General features: G+C 71.4%; 17 protein-coding genes and 1 tRNA gene. 10 read left to right on the top strand and 8 right to left on the bottom strand.

Annotated elements, in window-relative coordinates:
• Window positions 1-11 precede the first annotated feature (11 nt).
• Together AC3RJ9_RS01800 and AC3RJ9_RS01805 are read right to left on the bottom strand one after the other, a co-directional pair.
• Window positions 12-85, bottom strand: a tRNA-Arg gene (locus AC3RJ9_RS01800).
• A gap of 43 nt (window positions 86-128) precedes the next feature.
• Window positions 129-776, bottom strand: coding sequence for a hypothetical protein (locus AC3RJ9_RS01805; RefSeq protein WP_044659023.1), 648 nt, complete (start codon window positions 774-776; stop codon window positions 129-131).
• 214 nt (window positions 777-990) lie between these two features.
• Between AC3RJ9_RS01805 and pcrA the strand changes: the two genes are divergently transcribed.
• From pcrA to sucD, 3 genes are all read left to right on the top strand, one after another.
• The gene (pcrA, locus tag AC3RJ9_RS01810; protein ID WP_061873223.1) at window positions 991-3,552 is read left to right on the top strand and encodes a DNA helicase PcrA; all 2,562 of its coding nucleotides are present in this window, start codon (window positions 991-993) and stop codon (window positions 3,550-3,552) included.
• Window positions 3,553-3,736: 184 nt separating this feature from the next.
• The gene (gene sucC / locus AC3RJ9_RS01815; protein WP_041103060.1) at window positions 3,737-4,906 is read left to right on the top strand and encodes an ADP-forming succinate--CoA ligase subunit beta; all 1,170 of its coding nucleotides are present in this window, start codon (window positions 3,737-3,739) and stop codon (window positions 4,904-4,906) included.
• A 27-nt stretch (window positions 4,907-4,933) separates the two neighbouring features.
• Window positions 4,934-5,854: a succinate--CoA ligase subunit alpha gene (sucD, locus tag AC3RJ9_RS01820; protein ID WP_061867723.1), complete on the top strand. Its 921-nt coding sequence runs from the start codon at window positions 4,934-4,936 to the stop codon at window positions 5,852-5,854.
• Window positions 5,855-5,972: 118 nt separating this feature from the next.
• Here sucD and AC3RJ9_RS01825 read toward each other — a convergent pair whose 3' ends face one another.
• Genes AC3RJ9_RS01825 through AC3RJ9_RS01835 form a run of 3 tightly spaced genes read right to left on the bottom strand, consistent with a single transcriptional unit; the run spans window position 5,973 to window position 7,976 of the window.
• Window positions 5,973-6,581 (bottom strand): response regulator transcription factor, encoded by a 609-nt coding sequence (locus AC3RJ9_RS01825; RefSeq protein ID WP_230956215.1) that lies wholly within the window; start codon window positions 6,579-6,581, stop codon window positions 5,973-5,975.
• Window positions 6,578-7,687: a sensor histidine kinase gene (locus AC3RJ9_RS01830; RefSeq protein WP_060973827.1), complete on the bottom strand. Its 1,110-nt coding sequence runs from the start codon at window positions 7,685-7,687 to the stop codon at window positions 6,578-6,580. The genes AC3RJ9_RS01825 and AC3RJ9_RS01830 overlap by 4 nt, the downstream gene beginning before the upstream one ends.
• A 40-nt stretch (window positions 7,688-7,727) precedes the next feature.
• Window positions 7,728-7,976: a hypothetical protein gene (locus AC3RJ9_RS01835; protein WP_060973828.1), complete on the bottom strand. Its 249-nt coding sequence runs from the start codon at window positions 7,974-7,976 to the stop codon at window positions 7,728-7,730.
• 211 nt (window positions 7,977-8,187) lie between these two features.
• Between AC3RJ9_RS01835 and AC3RJ9_RS01840 the strand changes: the two genes are divergently transcribed.
• Both AC3RJ9_RS01840 and AC3RJ9_RS01845 read left to right on the top strand, forming a co-directional pair.
• Complete coding sequence (locus tag AC3RJ9_RS01840) at window positions 8,188-9,108, top strand: ABC transporter ATP-binding protein (protein ID WP_060973829.1); 921 nt, start codon at window positions 8,188-8,190, stop codon at window positions 9,106-9,108.
• Window positions 9,109-9,154: 46 nt separating this feature from the next.
• Window positions 9,155-9,862: an ABC transporter permease gene (locus AC3RJ9_RS01845; protein WP_060973830.1), complete on the top strand. Its 708-nt coding sequence runs from the start codon at window positions 9,155-9,157 to the stop codon at window positions 9,860-9,862.
• A gap of 179 nt (window positions 9,863-10,041) precedes the next feature.
• Here AC3RJ9_RS01845 and AC3RJ9_RS01850 read toward each other — a convergent pair whose 3' ends face one another.
• On the bottom strand, window positions 10,042-11,172 hold the full coding sequence (locus tag AC3RJ9_RS01850) for a VIT1/CCC1 transporter family protein (RefSeq protein ID WP_095353376.1): 1,131 nt from the start codon (window positions 11,170-11,172) through the stop codon (window positions 10,042-10,044).
• A gap of 97 nt (window positions 11,173-11,269) precedes the next feature.
• On the opposite strand from AC3RJ9_RS01850, the gene AC3RJ9_RS01855 reads away from it, so the two are divergent.
• Complete coding sequence (locus AC3RJ9_RS01855) at window positions 11,270-11,689, top strand: YidH family protein (RefSeq protein WP_041103054.1); 420 nt, start codon at window positions 11,270-11,272, stop codon at window positions 11,687-11,689.
• 4 nt (window positions 11,690-11,693) lie between these two features.
• Complete coding sequence (locus AC3RJ9_RS01860; RefSeq protein ID WP_061866963.1) at window positions 11,694-12,017, top strand: DUF202 domain-containing protein; 324 nt, start codon at window positions 11,694-11,696, stop codon at window positions 12,015-12,017.
• A gap of 75 nt (window positions 12,018-12,092) precedes the next feature.
• Here AC3RJ9_RS01860 and AC3RJ9_RS01865 read toward each other — a convergent pair whose 3' ends face one another.
• Window positions 12,093-13,286: an alcohol dehydrogenase catalytic domain-containing protein gene (locus AC3RJ9_RS01865; RefSeq protein ID WP_101967281.1), complete on the bottom strand. Its 1,194-nt coding sequence runs from the start codon at window positions 13,284-13,286 to the stop codon at window positions 12,093-12,095.
• Window positions 13,287-13,381: 95 nt separating this feature from the next.
• Window positions 13,382-14,989 carry a sodium:solute symporter family protein gene (locus AC3RJ9_RS01870; RefSeq protein WP_236557116.1) on the bottom strand — a complete coding sequence of 536 codons (1,608 nt, stop codon included), beginning with the start codon at window positions 14,987-14,989 and terminating at the stop codon, window positions 13,382-13,384.
• A gap of 182 nt (window positions 14,990-15,171) precedes the next feature.
• Between AC3RJ9_RS01870 and AC3RJ9_RS01875 the strand changes: the two genes are divergently transcribed.
• Genes AC3RJ9_RS01875 through AC3RJ9_RS01885 form a run of 3 tightly spaced genes read left to right on the top strand, consistent with a single transcriptional unit; the run spans window position 15,172 to window position 17,784 of the window.
• On the top strand, window positions 15,172-16,512 hold the full coding sequence (locus AC3RJ9_RS01875; RefSeq protein WP_129867224.1) for a purine-cytosine permease family protein: 1,341 nt from the start codon (window positions 15,172-15,174) through the stop codon (window positions 16,510-16,512).
• Window positions 16,502-17,218, top strand: a complete 717-nt coding sequence (locus tag AC3RJ9_RS01880; protein ID WP_255476792.1) for a cyclase family protein — start codon at window positions 16,502-16,504, stop codon at window positions 17,216-17,218. The genes AC3RJ9_RS01875 and AC3RJ9_RS01880 overlap by 11 nt, the downstream gene beginning before the upstream one ends.
• Window positions 17,215-17,784 (top strand): XRE family transcriptional regulator, encoded by a 570-nt coding sequence (locus tag AC3RJ9_RS01885; protein ID WP_041103047.1) that lies wholly within the window; start codon window positions 17,215-17,217, stop codon window positions 17,782-17,784. The genes AC3RJ9_RS01880 and AC3RJ9_RS01885 overlap by 4 nt, the downstream gene beginning before the upstream one ends.
• Window positions 17,785-17,856: the final 72 nt, after the last annotated feature.

The raw sequence follows: 17,856 nt of genomic DNA on the forward strand, positions 1-17,856 counted from the left end.
GGCCGCCCAGGTGCCCCAGGCCGGAATCGAACCGACGGCCTACCCTTTAGGAGAGGGTCGCTCTATCCAACTGAGCTACTGGGGCGCGGACCGTGCGTCGGTCCGGTGAGCGAGTCTAGCCGAGCCCTTCAGGCCGCCCGCGTGGCGCGACCACGACGGCGCCGCCCGGCCCACAGCATCACGGCCACCGCCAGCGCGAGCAGCGCCAGCAGGACCCAGCGGGTCAGCGTCAGGGCGGCGGCCAGGCCGGTGCCCGGGCCGCCGGCGGCGATCGCCTGCTCGATCGCGATGTTCTCGCAGATGTCCACGACCGCGAACAGCACGCCCAGCCCGAAGACGGCCCACTTGGCGCCGACGGGACGCAGGCGCCATGCGCCGACCGCGGTGACCGTCAGTGCCACGGCGATCGGGAAGATCACGCCGGCCGTCTTGTGCACCCAGTTCAGCTGGCCGCGGGCGTCCTCGTCCATGACCGCGGAGAGCGCGCGGATGTGGTCCTGCCCGTAGAACAGCAGGGAGTCCGGCATCGCCAGGCCGCCGCTGAGCTGGGTCATCTGCTGCAGCACCAGCAGATGGAGGTACGCGCCCACGAGCAGGGTGGTCACGATCAGCGCGCTCACCGGGATCGCCGGGCTGCCCTCGCGCTCAGCGGCCGCGGCGAGGTCCTCACGGACGTTGACGTCCCGCAGCGTGGGACGGGAGCGCGGGGACTCGGCGACCGGGCGCGCGGCGGGCCGCGACGGGCGCGGACGGGACTTGCGAGACTTCTGGGACACGGGGCACCTCCGCGGTCCATCCTCCCAGACCGGCCGAGCCGGTCCGGTCCCGCGCCGCCCAGCTCACTTTCGAACGTGAAATCGGGGTCATGGGGACTTTCGAACGCGAGATAGGCCCCACATCACGTTCGAGAGTGCGGGTGGGGTGGGGGCGGGGGGCGACGACGGCGGCGCCCGCTGTCGCGTCCGGGGCCACGCCTAGACTGGGTCCGCCATGGCTGACCTCTTCTCCGCGCTCGGACGCACGCCCCTGAACCTCGACCGCACCCGCCGCCCGGCGGACCCGGAGACCGCCCTGCCCGGGCTCGTGCCCCCGGCCGTCACGCGCGCGGCCGCGGACCCCGAGGCCTGGGGCGAGGACGTCCGGCCGGCCGCGCCGACGCACACTCCCGAGTCGCTCGTGGCGGGGCTCAACCCGCAGCAGGCAGCCGCGGTGACCCACACGGGGGCGCCGCTGCTGATCGTGGCGGGCGCCGGCTCGGGCAAGACCCGGGTGCTGACCCACCGCATCGCGTGGCTGCTCGCCACCGGACGGGCGCGGCCGCACGAGATCCTCGCCATCACCTTCACGAACAAGGCCGCCGCGGAGATGCGCGAGCGCGTGGCCGGTCTGATCGGTCCCACCGCCCAGCGGATGTGGATCTCCACGTTCCATTCCTCCGCCGTGCGGCTGCTGCGCAACGAGGCCGCCAACATCGGGCTGAAGTCCACGTTCACCATCTACGACTCGGCGGACAGCCTGCGCCTGGTCACCACCGTCGCCAAGCAGCACGAGCTGGACCCGAAGCGCTTCGCGCCCAAGGCCCTGCTGAACCGCATCAGCTCCCTGAAGAACGAGCTCGTGGAGGCGGACGACTACGCCGCCACCGTGGCCGAGGGGGACCCGTGGGGCCGCGCCGTCGCCGCCGTCTACCGGGACTACACGGCCCGCCTGCGCCAGGCCAACGCCCTGGACTTCGACGACCTGATCGGCATGACGGTCCACATGTTCGAGGCGTTCCCGCGCGTGCTGGACAACTACCGCCGCCGGTTCCGCCACGTCCTCGTGGACGAGTACCAGGACACCAACCACGCACAGTACCGCCTGATCCGGCTCCTCGCCGGCCCGGCGGGCGACCCCGAGGGCGTGGAGACCCCCGGCGGCGAGCTGACCGTCGTCGGCGACTCGGACCAGTCCATCTACGCGTTCCGCGGCGCGGACATCCGCAACATCGTCGAGTTCGAGCAGGACTTCACGGACGCCGTCACCATCAAGCTCGAGCAGAACTACCGCTCCACGCAGACCATCCTGGACGCCGCCAACGCGGTGATCGAGCGCAACCCGGACCGCCGTCCCAAGCGCCTGTGGACGGCCGAGGGGGAGGGCCCCGCGATCGTCGGCTACGCCGCGGAGAACGAGTCCGCCGAGGCGGAGTGGATCGCCACCACCATCGACCGGCTGCAGGACGAGGACGGGATCCGCCCGGCCGACGTCGCCGTGTTCTACCGGACCAACGCGCAGTCCCGTGCGCTCGAGGAGCGGCTGGTGACGCGCGGCATCCCGTACCGGGTCATCGGCGGCACGCGCTTCTACGACCGCAAGGAGATCAAGGACGCGCTCGCCTACCTGCGGGTGATCGTCAACCCCGACGACGACGTCAACGTGCGCCGCATCCTCAACGAGCCCAAGCGGGGCATCGGGGACCGGGCCGAGGGCGCCATCGCCGCGTGGGCCGAGCGCAACCGCTCCACGTTCTCCGCGGCCCTGCGCGACGCCGAGAACGCCCCCGGCATGGCCGCGCGCTCGCTCAAGGCCGTCCGCGGCTTCGTGCAGATGATGGACGACCTCGGCCAGGTCGCCGAGTCCGCCGGCCCGGCCACCGTCCTGGAGGCCGTCCTCGAGCAGTCCGGGATGCTGGCCGCCCTCCGCGAGTCCGAGGACCTGCAGGACGAGTCCCGCGCGGACAACCTCGGCGAGCTCGTCGCCGTCGTCCGCTCCTTCGAGACGACGCACCCGGACGGCACCCTGTCCGACTTCCTCGAGCAGGTGGCGCTCGTGGCGGACGCGGACCAGCTGCCCACGGCCCCGGACGTGGAGGGCGAGGCGCTCGCCGAGCAGCAGGGCCAGGTCACGCTCATGACGCTGCACACCGCCAAGGGCCTCGAGTTCCCCGTGGTGTTCCTGACGGGCATGGAGCACGGGGTGTTCCCGCACGCCCGCTCGATGACGGACGAGAAGGAGCTCGCGGAGGAGCGCCGTCTGGCCTACGTGGGCCTGACGCGCGCCCGCCGTCGCCTGTTCCTGACGCGCGCCGAGGCACGCTCGCTGTGGGGCCAGCACCAGTTCAACCCGCCCAGCCAGTTCCTCGGGGAGATCCCGGAGGCGCTCATCGACTGGGAGCGGGAGGGCACCACGCGCTCGGCCGGGTCGTTGAGCCTGACCGGCGCCGGCACCTCGCGCTACGCGGGGCGGTTCGGCGGCGGGCGACCGGCCTGGCGGTCCCGGGACGACGACGGCGCGCGGCCCCAGCGCCTCACCCGCGGGGACGAGCCGGCGGACCTCACGGTGCCCTCCGGTGTGGTGCGCGGGAAGGCGCCGAGCCGGGTGCAGCCGCAGAAGGAGATCGTGGCGCTCAGCCCGGGCGACCGCGTCTCCCACGCGACCTTCGGCGAGGGGCGTGTGGACGCCGTCGCGGGCGCGGGGGACAAGACCGTCGCGACCGTCACCTTCGACGCCACCGGGGCGCAGAAGCGGCTGCTGCTGCGCTACGCCCCGCTGACGAAGGTCGAGGGCTGACGGGACCGGCCCGCCGACTCCCCGGTCTCTCCGGGGTGTGGACTAGAGTGAGCCGTGGAACGCCGCCGTCCGCCGCCCTGCTGTGCCCCCGTGCCCGGCCCGGCCACGGAGGGGGCGTCGACGTCGGCCGCGCCCGCGGGCGAGGCCGGCAGACCCTGTCTTCGACCAAGAAGGACACACCACCGTGGACCTGTATGAGTACCAGGCGCGCGATCTGTTCGAGGCGCACGGCGTCCCCGTGCTGGCCGGCATCGTTGCGCAGACCCCGGACGAGGCCAAGGCGGCCGCGGAGAAGATCGGCGGCGTCACCGTCGTCAAGGCGCAGGTGAAGGTCGGCGGCCGCGGCAAGGCCGGCGGCGTGAAGGTCGCCAAGACGGCCGACGAGGCCTACGAGCACGCCAAGGCCATCCTGGGGATGGACATCAAGGGCCACACCGTGCACCGGGTCATGATCGCCCAGGGCGCCGACATCGCCGAGGAGTACTACTTCTCCGTGCTGCTGGACCGCGCCAACCGCACCTACCTGGCCATGTGCTCGGTCGAGGGCGGCATGGAGATCGAGCAGCTGGCCGAGGAGCGCCCCGAGGCCCTCGCCAAGGTGCCCGTCTCCGCGCTGACCGGCATCGACGCCGAGACCGCCCAGAAGATCGTCGCCGAGGCGGGCTTCCCCGAGGAGCTGCGCGCCGACGTCGCCGAGGTCATCCAGAAGCTCTGGGAGGTCTTCGAGAAGGAGGACGCCACCCTCGTCGAGGTGAACCCGCTGGTGAAGACCGGCGACGGCACGATCCTCGCCCTGGACGGCAAGGTCTCCCTCGACGACAACGCGGCGTTCCGCCACGAGGGCCACGCCGCCCTCGTCGACGAGCGCACCGAGGACCCGCTGGAGGCCAAGGCCAAGGCCAACGGCCTCAACTACGTGAAGCTGGACGGCCAGGTCGGCGTGATCGGCAACGGCGCCGGCCTCGTGATGTCCACCCTCGACGTCGTCGCGTACGCCGGCGAGAAGCACGGCGGCGTGAAGCCGGCCAACTTCCTGGACATCGGCGGCGGCGCCAACGCCGAGGTCATGGCCAACGGCCTCGACGTCATCCTGGGCGACGAGCAGGTCAAGTCCGTGTTCGTGAACGTCTTCGGCGGCATCACCGCGTGCGACGCCGTCGCGAACGGCATCGTCAAGGCCCTCGAGATCCTGGGTGACACCGCCACCAAGCCGCTGGTCGTGCGCCTGGACGGCAATGCCGTGGAGGAGGGCCGCCGCATCCTGCAGGAGGCGAACCACCCGCTCGTCACCCTGGCCGCCACCATGGACGAGGGCGCCGACAAGGCCGCCGAGCTCGCCCACTCCGCGAACTGACCGTTCGGAAAGACTGAGGAAACAGCTATGTCGATCTACCTGAACAAGGACTCCAAGGTCATCGTCCAGGGCATCACCGGCGGCGAGGGCACCAAGCACACCCGCCTCATGCTCAAGGCCGGCACGAACATCGTGGGCGGCGTGAACGCCCGCAAGGCCGGCACCACCGTGTCCCACGAGGACAAGGACGGCAACGCCGTCGAGCTGCCCGTCTTCGGCACCGTCAAGGAGGCCATGGAGAAGACCGGCGCGGACGTGTCCGTGGCCTTCGTGCCGCCGGCCTTCGCCAAGGACGCCGCGATCGAGGCCATCGAGGCCGAGATCCCGCTGCTCGTGGTCATCACGGAGGGCATCCCGGTGCAGGACTCCGCCGAGTTCTTCGCCCTGTCGCAGTCGAAGACCGGCGAGGACGGGAAGCCGAAGACCCGCATCATCGGCCCGAACTGCCCCGGCATCATCACCCCGGGCGAGGCCCTGGCCGGCATCACCCCGGCCACCATCACCGGCTCCGGCCCCATCGGCCTCGTGTCCAAGTCCGGCACGCTGACCTACCAGATGATGTACGAGCTGCGTGACTTCGGCTTCTCCACCGCCATCGGCATCGGCGGCGACCCGGTCATAGGCACTACCCACATCGACGCCCTCGAGGCGTTCGAGGCCGACCCGGACACCCAGGCCATCGTGATGATCGGTGAGATCGGCGGCGACGCCGAGGAGCGTGCGGCCGAGTTCATCAAGGCCAACGTCACCAAGCCGGTCGTCGGCTACGTGGCCGGCTTCACCGCCCCGGAGGGCAAGACCATGGGCCACGCCGGCGCCATCGTCTCCGGCTCCGCCGGCACCGCGCAGGCCAAGAAGGAGGCCCTCGAGGCCGCGGGCGTGAAGGTCGGCAAGACCCCGTCCGAGACCGCCCAGCTCATGCGGGAGATCCTGCAGGCCCAGGCCTGATCCCGACCCTCGGCCGCCGGGCCTGACGGCACGGCGACCACAGCGAACGGCCCCTCACCCGCCAGGGTGAGGGGCCGTCGTCGTGGTGAGGTCCTGTGAGATGACGGGAGACGCGGAGTCAGAGCCACTCGTGGCGGCGGGCGAACCGCGCCGCGTCATGGCGCGTGGACGTCTGGGTCTTCTGCATGGCGCTGGAGAGGTAGTTGCGGACCGTGCCCTCCGCGAGGTGCAGCTGCTGCGCGATCCTGGCCACGGAGTACCCCTCGCCCGTGGCACGCAGGGCGTCGAGCTCCCGGTCGGTGAGGGGACAGTCGTCCGAGATCGCCCGGGCCGTGGTGTCCGGATCGATCCATCGTTGCCCGCTGTTCACCCTGCGGATCACATCGGCGATTTCCCCCGGCTCCGCAGACTTGGTGACGAACCCGGTGACGCCAGCCTTCAGCGCCCGTCGGAGCACCCCGGGACGGGCGTGGCGGGTGAGCATCACCACCGGGAGGTCGGGGTGGGTCTCGCGGAGCGTCGCGACGGCTGCGACGCCGTCCAGACCGGGCATCTCCATGTCCGTCACCAGCATGTCGGGATCGATGCGGCGCACTGCCTCGACCGCCTCATGGCCGTCGGCGGCCACCTCCTCGACGCGGATGCCGCCCTCTATCTCCAGCAGAGTGGCCAGTGCTGTGCGCAGGAGCTTCTCGTCGTCCGCCAGGACGATCCTGATGTCATTCACACCGACTCCTCCTCGTCCGCTTCCCATCGTGCCCCGAGGGTGAACCGTCCGTCGACACAGGAGACGTCCAGGCGGCCTCCGACCCCCGCGAGGCGGGACCGGAGGTTGTCCAGCCCTCCCGTGTGGTCCTCGGCGGAGACACCGGCCGCACCGTCATTGGAGATCACCACGTGCCCGGGGGCAAGGCTGATCTCGACCCTGCGGGCGTCGGAGTGACGCAGGATGTTGGTGGTCCCCTCCCTGATCACGACGCCGGCCACATGCTCGAACTCTTCGCCTCGCGGGCCGCCGTCGTCGTCGGTGGTGACGGTGATGCCTGTGGCCTCGAGCAGCGCGACGGAGTTCGCGAGCTCACCGCGCAGGGTCAAGGTGTGCCCGTCCTGTGCCAGCGCCTTGGTCTCGGCCATGGTCTGGCGCAGGGTCTGCTGAGCCTCATCGAGTTCCCGCTGGGCCGCGTCGGTGTCCGTGGAAAGCATCCGCTGGGCGACGGCGATCTTGAGCTTCACCACGTGCAGCGCATGGCCTTGGATGTCATGGAGGTCCTGGGAGAAGCGCAGCCGCTCGGCATCGAGAGAGGCTGCCCGCTCCTGCTCCGCACGCTGGTCCTGCAGGCGCATGAGGTCGAAGGAGATTCGGGAAACGGGGATGGTCACGCACGCGACGCCCGTCAGCAGGGCGCCCATGCCGACATAGACCCACAAGGCCTGGGGATCGGTGACGAACACGAGAGCGCCGGCCGCCGACCCGACAGTGAGCACCAGCAGGGTCACGACGGCCCTGGCGTGTCGGCTCCACATGACCTCGAGCGCACCGGCGAGGGCGAAGGCCAGGGCGCCCAGGGGAGTCAGATCCCAGAGGGCGCTGAGCGCCCAGGTGAGAGTGCCCAGGGCGAGCACTGCCCAACGCGTCGGAGCAGCCACCTCCCGGTGCCACTGGGACAGCAGCCAGAGGCCGGCGATGAGGCCGGGTGCCAGGACGAGAGGGGGCCACGGCTCCACAGCGGACGTCAGGAGGGCGACGATGGCGGCAACACCGAAGACTGCGAGCAGGACGAAGCTCGTCCTACTGCGCAGCCTTCGCGTCTCCGACGTGTGCTCGGAGGTCATGGGCACTCCATGTTCAGTCAGCGCGTGGATCGGGTGCCCCTCAGGAGGTCACCTGCGTCTCTCGCTCGACGGCCTTGTGGCTGGCCGAGAACCCCACAGCGGTCGCGACGACGGCGACCACCATGCCGACGATCAGCCAGGTGGCGTCGGCGGTGTCCCGTGCGGGGACCCAGGAGGTGATCTCAGAGGGCAGGATCTCGGGGATGGGCAGGTAGTGCAGCGTCAACATGACGCCGAACGCGGTGGCACAGAGAAACAGGATGAATGCGATGGTCCGGATGGTCTTCATGGGAGCCTCCCGTGTCCAGGTCGATGGTTGGTTCTCTTCGGCGGTCCCGATCCGCCGCGGGTGCCGCGGGATCGGAACGACATCCACCTTTCCGTCACCGGCCCGCCCCGCACCAGTGACGCAGCGTCATGCTTGCGCACCAACTCTGTCATGCCGCGCAGTGACGTGACCTCACTGTCGGGGGCGGATTCCGGTTGGTTGTGTGGGGGACATGCAGAACACGACGCTTCTCCCCGCCCCCACCGCCGTCGACTCTCGCACGGAGACGATCGTCGAGATCCACGACCTCAGGGTCGACTACGGGGACTTCACTGCCGTCGACGGGATCGATCTCGAGATCCGACGTGGGGAGTTCTTCGGCCTGCTCGGCACCAACGGTGCCGGGAAGACCACCACCATCGAGGTCATGGAGGGTCACCGGGCCCCGACCGCCGGCTCCGTGCGGGTCCTCGGGCAGGACCCGAGCGACCGCACCCTGCGTCGTCGGGTGGGGATCATGCTCCAGGAGAGCGGGTTCGCCCCGGACCTGACCGTACGCGAGACCCTCGCGCTGATCGGTCGTCTGACGCGGCGGGACGACGACGTCGACCGTGTCCTGGACCTCGTGGACCTCCGCCGGCGTCGGGACACCCGGACCGGGCAGCTCTCTGGCGGCGAGAAGCGCCGCCTCGACTTCGCCACGGCGATCTTCGGCTCACCGGAGCTGATCTTCCTTGACGAGCCCACCACGGGGTTGGACATCGAGGCACGCGACGCACTCTGGCACGTCGTGGACCGGCTGCGTGACGAGGGCGCGACGATCCTGCTCACCACGCACTACCTCGAGGAGGCCCAGGAGCGGGCCGACCGCATCGCGCTCATGCACAGCGGCCGCATCCATCGGCAGGGGACAGTCGCCGAGCTCACCTCGGCCTTCCCCTCGACCATCAGCTTCCGGCTGAGTGGTGAGCCCACCGTCCCGTTCGAGGACGCGACGATCGCACCCGGCGGCGCGGTCACCATCCCCACCACGAACCTCCAGGAGGACCTGTACCGCCTCCTGGTGTGGTCCCGCTCCCGCGATGTGGAGCTCGAGGGCCTGAACGTCGGAGCCGAGGGGCTCGAATCCCTCTTCCGCGCCCTTAACGCCTGATCACACGTCCTCACGACCGACTCGACCACCACAAGAGGAGCCCGCAATGTTCGCCATCGCCCGCAGCGAGATGACACAGCTCGTCCGCAACCGCCTCGTCGCAGCCTCGTCGTTGTTCATCCCCCTCGCCTTCAGCGCGGTCCTGATCTTCAACCGCGAGAACTTCGGGGGCACCCCGGTGACGGCCGCTCTGATCCTGGTCACCGTGACCGCCATGGGCACCTACATCACGGCGACGACCACCCTGGCCTCCCGCCGCCAGAACCTGTTCCTCAAGCGGCTGCGCTCCACGTCGGCGAAGGACGCCTCCATCTTGAGCGGTCTCGTGCTGCCGATTGCGCTGGTGAACCTGGTGCAGGCCGGGGTCATCGTCGCGATCCTGTCGGTCGTCGGCACCCCTCCGGTGGGGGTCGTGGCCGTCGTGGCCGCCGTCGTCGTCCTGGAGTTGATGTTCGTGGGCGCGGCCATCGCGACGGCGGGTCTCACCAACTCCCCGGACCACGCGCAGGTGACCACGCTGCCCCTGTTCGTCGTCGCCCTCGGCGCCTCCATGTGGGTCGGTCTGACCGGCACGGAGGAGCTTGCCGGAGTCAAACGCCTGCTCCCCGGCGGTGCGGTGACCGAGCTGATCATCGAGGGATGGAGCGGCATGGCCCTCCACGAGGCCGTCAGCCTGCTGCTGCCGAGCCTCGCCTTCGTCGTGGCGGCGTTCGCCATGGCAAAGAGCACCTTCCGGTGGGAACCGCGTACCTGAGGCCCGCATGGTCACCACCTTCCGCTCCTCATGACACAGAGCAGAGCGACACTGCGACAGCGGGCCGGCCCACCGCTGTCGGTGCACTCATCGGGGCTCTGGAGGAACTGAGCCGCCGAGAGGACGGAGAGGACCGGACCCTCTTCTCGTGGCCGGGGCGCCAGACCGCCCTCCCCGCGTCAGCCCACGTTCGCGCCGAAGAGCAGGCCGAGCACGTACGTCACGGCAGCGGCGCCGAAGCCGATCGCGAGCTGGCGCAGGCCCCGAGCCAGCGGTGAGGAGCCGGACAGCAGCCCGACCACACCGCCGGTGAAGAGCAGGGCCACGCCCACCATCGCCGCCGCCAGGCCCAGGGCCCACAGCCCGGACATGCCGAAGATGTACGGCAGGATCGGGATGAGTGCGCCGGAGGCGAAGAACGCGAAGCTGGACAGGGAGGCGCTCCACGCCGAGCCGATCTCCGCGAAGGAGTCCGAGTGGTCCACCGGGCCCTGGGAGCCGTCGGGACGGGCGGAGAACTGCGGGTTGCAGTCGCACGTGAGATAGCCGAGGCGCTCGAGCGCGCGGTGCTCGGCGTCCTCGGGCGTCATGCCGCGGGCCAGGTAGACGAGCTTGAGCTCGTTGTGGTCCAGGTCCAGGTGCTGGGCCGCCTCGAGGGTGATCTGGGTGGGGGAGGAGGCCTCGAGCAGCTCCCGCTGGGACCGCACCGAGACGTACTCGCCGGCCGCCATGGACAGCGCGCCCGCCAGCAGGCCGGCCACGCCGGTGAACAGCACCACGGACGGCGCCACGCCCGTCGCGCCGATGCCCATCACGAGCGCCAGGTTGGAGACCAGCCCGTCGTTCATGCCGAAGACGGCGGCGCGGAAGTTGCCGGCCAGCTGCTCGCGACCCCGGGCGGCGAGGCCGCGCACGACCTCCTCGTGGATGGCCTCATCCGCCACCATGCCCTCGGGGGCGTCCTGGTCCTCCGCGTAGGGAGTGTCCGACTCGGCGCGCTGGGCCAGGGCCAGCACGAACACGGAGCCGAAGATCCGCGCGAGCCAGCGCAGCAGGATGCGGTGCAGGGAGGGGCGCGGCGGGTTCTCGGCGTGCTCGCCCAGGAGGGCCCGCCAGTGCTGTTCGTGGCGGCGCTCGGCCTCGGCGAGGCCGAGCAGGATGTCGCGCTCCACGCCGTCCTTGCGAGCGGCGATGTCGCGGTAGATCTGGCCCTCGGCGATCTCATCCGCGAGGTAGCGGCGCCAGCGTCGGACCTGTTCGCGGGTCGGCTCGGGACGTGCCGCAGGAGTGGCGGTGTGGGCGGGGCTCATGGGGCTCCATCGGATGGGCGGGGGGGGCGGCGCCGTCGCGGCCGCGGCGGCCGGGCGCGCCCGACCGGCCAGTCTACGCCGTCGCTACCATGGCCGCATGGACGCAGCAGAGACCCCCGACGGCCCCGAGACCGCCGCCCACGACGGCGGCCGGCCGGCCTGGCAGCACCGCCTCCTGGCGGGCGGGGAGGAGCCGGACCCCCGGTTCACGCTCGCCAACGAGCGCACGTTCCTGGCCTGGGTCCGGACGGCGCTGGCGCTGCTGGCCGGCGGGGTCGCGGTGGAGGCGTTCACCGGCGCCCTCTTCGCGCCGCCGGTCCGGGTGGTGCTGAGCACGGTGCTGCTCGTCCTGGCGGCGCTGCTCGCCCTGGGCGCGGGCGCGCGCTGGCTCCGGGTGGAGCGGGCGATGCGCCGCGGCCGTCCGCTGCCGCTGCCGCTGATCGTCCCGGTCCTCGCGGGGGGCGTCGTGCTGGCCGTCGTGGTGCTGCTGGCCGCCGTCGTCCTTCCGCGAGGCTGAGACGATGCGCCTGCATCACGACCCGGGGCTGCAGCCCGAGCGCACCGTGATGAGCTGGGGCCGCACGGTCCTGGCGCTGGGCGTCCTCAGCCTCACGTTCCTGAGGTGGTGGCCGGCCGTCGGCGCGTGGGCGTTCGGGCCTGCGGTGGTGGCGGCCGTCGGCGGGGCGGCGGTGCTGGCCACGCAGCGCCGGCGCTACGTGGCGCACGCGGACGGAATCGCGCGGGAGCAGGCCCGGCCGGCCCTGGCGTCGGTGGCCTGCATGGTCGCGCTGGTGGTGGGCTTGGCGGCCCTCGGGATCACCGCCACGCTGCTGCACGCGGCATGATCCGCGGACGACGACGGCGTCCCTCACCTGCGCGGGCAGGTGAGGGGCGCCGTCGTGCCTCCGGAGGCGGACCGCTCAGCGGGCGATCATGCCGTGGGGGTCGATGACGAACTTCTCCAGGGAGCCCTGGTCGAACTCCGCATAGGCCTGGGGTGCCTCGTCCAGGCTGATGACGCGCGGGTTGACCATCTCCGTCAGGTACGGCATCCGGTCCCACAGGATGGACATCATCAGCTGGCGGTTGTAGCGCATGATGGGCGCCTGGCCGCCGATGATGTGGGGCGACTTGATCCAGGCCTTGCCGAAGTCCACCGGGAAGGTGCCCTCCTGCTCGGCCTTCGTCTCCGCGATCGGGTCCGGCCCGTAGATGCCGATGATGCCCGTGGCGCCGCCCGGACGGGTGATGTCCAGGACCTGGTTCACGGCGGCGATCGGCTGCATCTCATCGGACGCGGAGCCCAGGCCGTGGGCCTCGGAGCCGACGCAGTCCACCGCGCAGTCCACCATCGGCTCGCCGAGGATGTCGTTCACGGCGTCCTGCAGGTTCTCCGTGACGGAGAGGTCGATGGTCTCGCAGCCGTGCTTGCGCACCAGCTCCAGCCGCGAGGCGTCCTGGTCGCCCACGATGATGCACGAGGCGCCCAGCAGCCGAGCGGCGGCCGCGGCGCACCGGCCCACGGGGCCGGCACCGGCGATGTAGACGGTGGAGCCGGGCTTGGCGCCGGCCTCCATGAGGCCGTGGAACGCCGTGGGGAGGATGTCCGAGAGCACGGCCAGATCCAGGATCTTCTCCATCGCCTGCTCCTGGCCCGGGAAGCGCAGCAGCTGGAAGTCGGCGTACGGCACGAACAGGTACTCGGCCTGTCCGCCCTGGAAGCCGCCCAGATTGAAGCCGTAGGCGGCGCACGCCTGCTCCGGGTTGGCGGTCTCACAGATCTCGGTCCGGCCGGCGCGGCAGTTGCGGCAGCGGCCGCAGGCCACGTTGAACGGCACGGAGACGAGGTCGCCCTCCTGCAGGAACTGGACGTCGCTGCCGACCTCCAGCACCTGGCCGGTCATCTCGTGACCCAGCACCATGCCCTCGGGTGCGGGGAAGGACCCGCGGTAGATGTGCAGGTCGCTGCCGCAGATGTTGGTCGCGACGATCTTGAGGATGACGCCGTGCGGGGCGGCGGAGCCGTCGGGCATCTCCAGCTTGGGGAAGTCGAGCTCGTCGACGCGCACGTCCTTGATGCCGTGGAATGCCACGGCGCGATTCTTGGTGGTCATGGGAACCGTTGCCTTTCTGTCTCCAGCGAGGCCCGGGTGAATGGAAGCCGGAACGGCCCCGAGGGGGCGTCCCGGTCCCGAGCTATACGGAAACACTAGGGGCCGGGAGGAGCCTGAGGAAGGATCGCCCGCCGCCGCATCGTCTGGCCTGACCATCGTGCGGGCATCGGAGGATCGCAGGCCCCGGGATTCCTGGTCAGAGACGCTCCCGCCACGGCGTCGACGCCGTGGCGGGAGCGCACGCGCCAGGCCTCGAGGACCGCGGGGTCGGTGGGCGGGGTCATCAGGCTGAGGAGGACGTACACGACGGCGGAGGCGGCCAGGCCGACGTAGATCGGCTCGTTCGCGAAGACGCCCTCGAAGGGCTCCGCCGCGTTCAGCTCGAGCCAGCCCATGGTGCCGAGGGTGCCCACCGTCCCGACCACCATGGACCACAGGGCCGCCGTCCCGGTGCCGCGCTTCCACACGAGGCCGCCGACGATCGCGACGAACAGGCCGCCCACGAGGATGTCGTACGCGATGGTCAGGGCCGCCACCACGTCCGGGACGACGATCGCCAGCCCCAGCACGACGGCGCCGAGCAGCAGCACCCAGCCGCGGTTCGAGGCGAGCTCCGCCGCGGTCTCCGGGGCCTCGTCCCCGGCGGTGGCGCCGTCCTCGGAGGCGGTGGCCTCGCCGCGGAGGATGGGGAGGATGTCCGTGCGCATCACGGTCGAGGCCGCGATGATCGCGCCCGAGGCGGTGGACATCATGGCCGCAACGGCGGCCGCCAGGGCCACGCCGCCGACGCCGACGGGCAGCAGGTTCTGGGCGACCCACGCGAACACGTCGTCCTGGGTGGCGATGTCCGCGGTGACCGTGCGGGCGGCCATGCCGATCACGGCGCCCGCGACGCCGTAGATGATGCAGTACAGGCCCGCGGTGGCGCCGCCGATCTGCGCCACGCGGGGGGAGCGGGCCGTGAACACGCGCTGCCAGACGTCCTGGCCGATCAGCAGGCCGAGGGTGTAGACCACGGAGTAGGTGACGATCGACTGCACGCCGATCCCGTCCCAGCTGAAGAACTCGGCGCCCAGGCGCTCCTGCATGGCACCCCAGCCGCCGGCGTTGGCCAGGGAGAGGGGGAGCATGAGGGCGAACAGGCCGACGGTCATGATGAGGAACTGGGCCATGTCCGCCAGGGTGATGGACCACATGCCGCCGAGCACGGAGTAGGCCAGCACGATGCCGCCGCCCACCAGGACGGACAGCCAGCGGTCCCAGCCGAAGAGCACCACGAAGATCGACGCGTAGGCGCCGGTGGAGGTGGCGGCGAGCATGAGCGTGTACGCGAGCATCACGAACGAGGAGGCGTGCGAGGCCCCGCCGCGGCCGTACCGCAGGCGGAGCATCTGCGAGACGGTGTAGATCTTCAGGCGGGCCAGGATCGGGGCGAACGCCACCGACAGGATGAGCACGCCGACGCCGATGGCGGCCACGAGCCACGCGCCGGAGAGCCCGAACTCGTACCCCAGGCCGACGCCGCCCACGGTGGCGGCGCCGCCGAGCACGACGGCGGCCATGGTGCCGGTGAACAGCACCGGCCCGAGACGGCGGCCCGCCACGAGGTAGTCCTCCGAGCTGGCGGCGCGGGCCTTGCCCCACCAGCCGAAGGCGAGCATGCCGACCAGGTAGACGGCGACGATGGTCAGGTTGAGGGTCACGGGCGGTCCTTGGGGCGAGGGGATCCGGGGCGCCGGATGTGGGGGCGCCGCGGCGGGACAGGAGTGATCGGCGTGTTGCCGATCACACGAACCGGGTCTACGGTAAACACATGTTGCTTGTCAGGCAACATGTAGTCCAGGGTGACGGGGTGCAGGCTCCGGGCCGAGAGAGAGGAGCGCGTGTGTCCGAGCATGTCGTCCAGACGCCGCCCCGCGGCACCGTGAGCACGCTCCGCATGCTCCTGATCTGGCTGGCCGCCAACCTCGTGGTCACCACGCTCCTGACGGGGACCCTCTTCCAGCCCGGGGTCTCCTATGCCACCGCCTTGACCAGCATCGTGCTGGGCACCGTCCTCGGCGCCCTCGTCTTGGTGGGGGTCGGGGTCATCGGTGCCCGCACCGGTCTGCCCACCATGGCGCTGACCCGTGCGGCCTTCGGCCACCGCGGATCCCTGTTGCCGGTGACGTTCAACGTGGTGGTCCTGATGGGGTGGTCCTGGGTGCAGGCCATGCTGGCCGGCCTCGCGGTGGACGCCCTGGTGTCCGCGGCCACCGGATTCTCCTCACCGATGCTCTTCGCGGTCCTGTGCCAGCTCGTCGTCGTGGCCCTGGCGATCCTCGGGCACGAGGGCATCGCGCGGATCGAACCCTGGCTCGCCCTCGTGATGCTCGCCGTGATGGGCGGGATCTTCGTCACCGCCTTCCGTGCCCACGGCCCGGCCGAGCTGGCGTCGATCCCGGTGGACCCCACCGTCGGGCTGACTCCCGCCCTCGCCTTCGATCTCGTCTTCGCCACGGCCATCTCCTGGACCGTCCTCTCCGCCGACATCACCCGGAACGCGAGCACCCCGCGCGCGGCCGCGCTGGGCTCCGGCATCGGCTATACCCTGTCCACCGTCATCGCGATGAGCCTGGGCCTCACGGCCTTCGCCCATGTGCTCCTGGGCGACGCCGCGGCCACCCCCTTCGATCCGGCGACCCTCGTCACAGCCTTCGGGTGGCCGCTGGCCGTGGTGATGTTCCTCTCGGTCATGGCCACGAACACGATGGTGGTCTACGGGATGGCGACGTCGGTCACCCACGCCTCGCTGAGCCGGCCCCTTCCGTTCGTTCCCGTCGCCCTGGTGCTCGGCGCGGTGAGCGTCATCGGTGCGATGTGGTTCGACCTGCTCACCCGCTTCACCGACTTCCTTGCGCTGATCGGTGCCTTCTTCGTGCCGGTGTTCGCCGTGATCCTCGTGGACTACGTGCTTCAGGGCCGCCGCATCACCCTGGACGTGCTCGTGGCCCGTGGCCCGCGCGCCTGGTTCCGCGTGGGTGTCCACTGGCGAGCAGTCGCCGTGTGGGCCGTCGGCGCCGCGACGTCGTGGCTGCTCACAGACGTGTGGCCCAGTCCCGTCGGCGCCACCGTGCCGGTGTTCCTCCTGAGCGCCCTGCTCTACGCCCTGCTCGCCTGGCCGCGTCACCGGCCGGAGGCCCGCCCCGAGGCCGGCGCGTCGATCGAGGGACGCCGTGGCGCCTGACACCGTTGCCCCCCTGCTCCTCTCGCGCCCCCTGGAGGACCGCATGCCCGTGTACCCGGGCGATCCGGGTGTGCGTATCCGCCCCGCCCTCACCGTCGCCCAGGACGGGGTCGCGGTCATGGCCCTCGAGATCGGATCGCATGCCGGCACCCACGTGGACGCCCCGTGCCACACCGTGCCGGGCGGCCGCACCGTCGAGGGGCTGAACTGGGACGAGCTGTGCGGGGAAGCCCTCGTCCTCGGTCTGGCCGGGCTCGGCCCCGGGGAGTCGATCTCCGCCGCGCGCCTGGCCCCCCTCCTGCCCGGCACAGATGCGTGGACGCCCGCCCGACTCCTGCTGGCCACGGGCTGGGATCGACACTGGCGCGACGACCTCCTCCGCGCACGTCATCCCTTCCTCACAGGAGAGGCCGCGGCCATGCTGTGGGATCGTGGCATCCGTCTGTTAGGGGTGGACATGCTCAGTCCTGATCCCACCGGGCTCGCCGGTGAGCCAGACTTTCCGACCCACGCGGTCTTCCTCGGCGGCGACGGGATCATCGTCGAGAACCTCGTGGGGCTGGACGCGCTCCGCCCCGCAGGAACGGCGCCGCGCGTTGACTGGTCCGCCCGCTCCCGGCTCGAGGTGCATCCGCTGCCCCTGGCCGGCGGCGACGGCGCCCCGGCCCGCGTCCTCGCCTGGCCGACGTCGGGAGGAGCGCGATGAAGGCCCTCCCGCTCGAGACCGCGCCGGGCCAGGCGCTGATCGGCCGTCGGCTGCGTGCGCTGCGCGAGGCGCGGCGGCTCACCGTGGCCCAGCTGGCCGAGGCGGCCGGCGTCAGCAAGGGCTTCCTCTCCCGCCTCGAGCGGGACCTGACGAGCCCGTCCGTGAGCACGCTCGTGACCCTGTGCCAGGTGCTCGGCGCGAGCCCGGGCGACGTCCTGGACGCGCCCGAGGTGACGGTCGTGCGCCTCGCCGACGCCCCCGCGGTCAACCTCGGCGGCGAGGGCATCCGCGAGCGTCTGATCACCCCGCGCGGCAGTCGTGACCTGCAGATCCTGCGCGCTGACATCGCGCCGCGCGGCCGCGGGGAGGCGGAGCTGTACACCGTGGACTGCCGCGTGGAGGCGGTGCACGTGGTCACCGGCCGCCTCGAGCTGCGGACCACCGAGGCCGTGCACCTGTTGGAGGAGGGGGACACCGTCACCTTCCCCGGCCGCGAGCCCCACTCGTGGGCCAATCCGGACGACCGCCCCGCCGTCGTGCTGTGGACCCTCGTGGGCCACGCGTGACCCCGTCCGGCGCGCCCACACCGGACAGACCAGACCGACCAGACCGAACCGAACCGCCCAGAGAGGACATCC

The organism is Micrococcus sp. 63XJN7_6_ISO-PGPR-S23-444 (assembly GCF_058072765.1).

What these genes read in the sequence shown, in the direction of transcription:
- AC3RJ9_RS01840 (WP_060973829.1), top strand. Translation starts at nt 8,188, where the DNA reads ATGCAGAACACGACGCTTCTCCCCGCCCCCACCGCCGTCGACTCTCGC.
- AC3RJ9_RS01885 (WP_041103047.1), top strand. Translation starts at nt 17,215, where the DNA reads ATGAAGGCCCTCCCGCTCGAGACCGCGCCGGGCCAGGCGCTGATCGGC.
- sucD (WP_061867723.1), top strand. Translation starts at nt 4,934, where the DNA reads ATGTCGATCTACCTGAACAAGGACTCCAAGGTCATCGTCCAGGGCATC.
- AC3RJ9_RS01830 (WP_060973827.1), bottom strand. Translation starts at nt 7,687, where the DNA reads ATGACCTCCGAGCACACGTCGGAGACGCGAAGGCTGCGCAGTAGGACG.
- AC3RJ9_RS01845 (WP_060973830.1), top strand. Translation starts at nt 9,155, where the DNA reads ATGTTCGCCATCGCCCGCAGCGAGATGACACAGCTCGTCCGCAACCGC.
- AC3RJ9_RS01860 (WP_061866963.1), top strand. Translation starts at nt 11,694, where the DNA reads ATGCGCCTGCATCACGACCCGGGGCTGCAGCCCGAGCGCACCGTGATG.
- AC3RJ9_RS01855 (WP_041103054.1), top strand. Translation starts at nt 11,270, where the DNA reads ATGGACGCAGCAGAGACCCCCGACGGCCCCGAGACCGCCGCCCACGAC.
- AC3RJ9_RS01835 (WP_060973828.1), bottom strand. Translation starts at nt 7,976, where the DNA reads ATGAAGACCATCCGGACCATCGCATTCATCCTGTTTCTCTGTGCCACC.
- AC3RJ9_RS01850 (WP_095353376.1), bottom strand. Translation starts at nt 11,172, where the DNA reads ATGAGCCCCGCCCACACCGCCACTCCTGCGGCACGTCCCGAGCCGACC.
- AC3RJ9_RS01865 (WP_101967281.1), bottom strand. Translation starts at nt 13,286, where the DNA reads ATGACCACCAAGAATCGCGCCGTGGCATTCCACGGCATCAAGGACGTG.
- pcrA (WP_061873223.1), top strand. Translation starts at nt 991, where the DNA reads ATGGCTGACCTCTTCTCCGCGCTCGGACGCACGCCCCTGAACCTCGAC.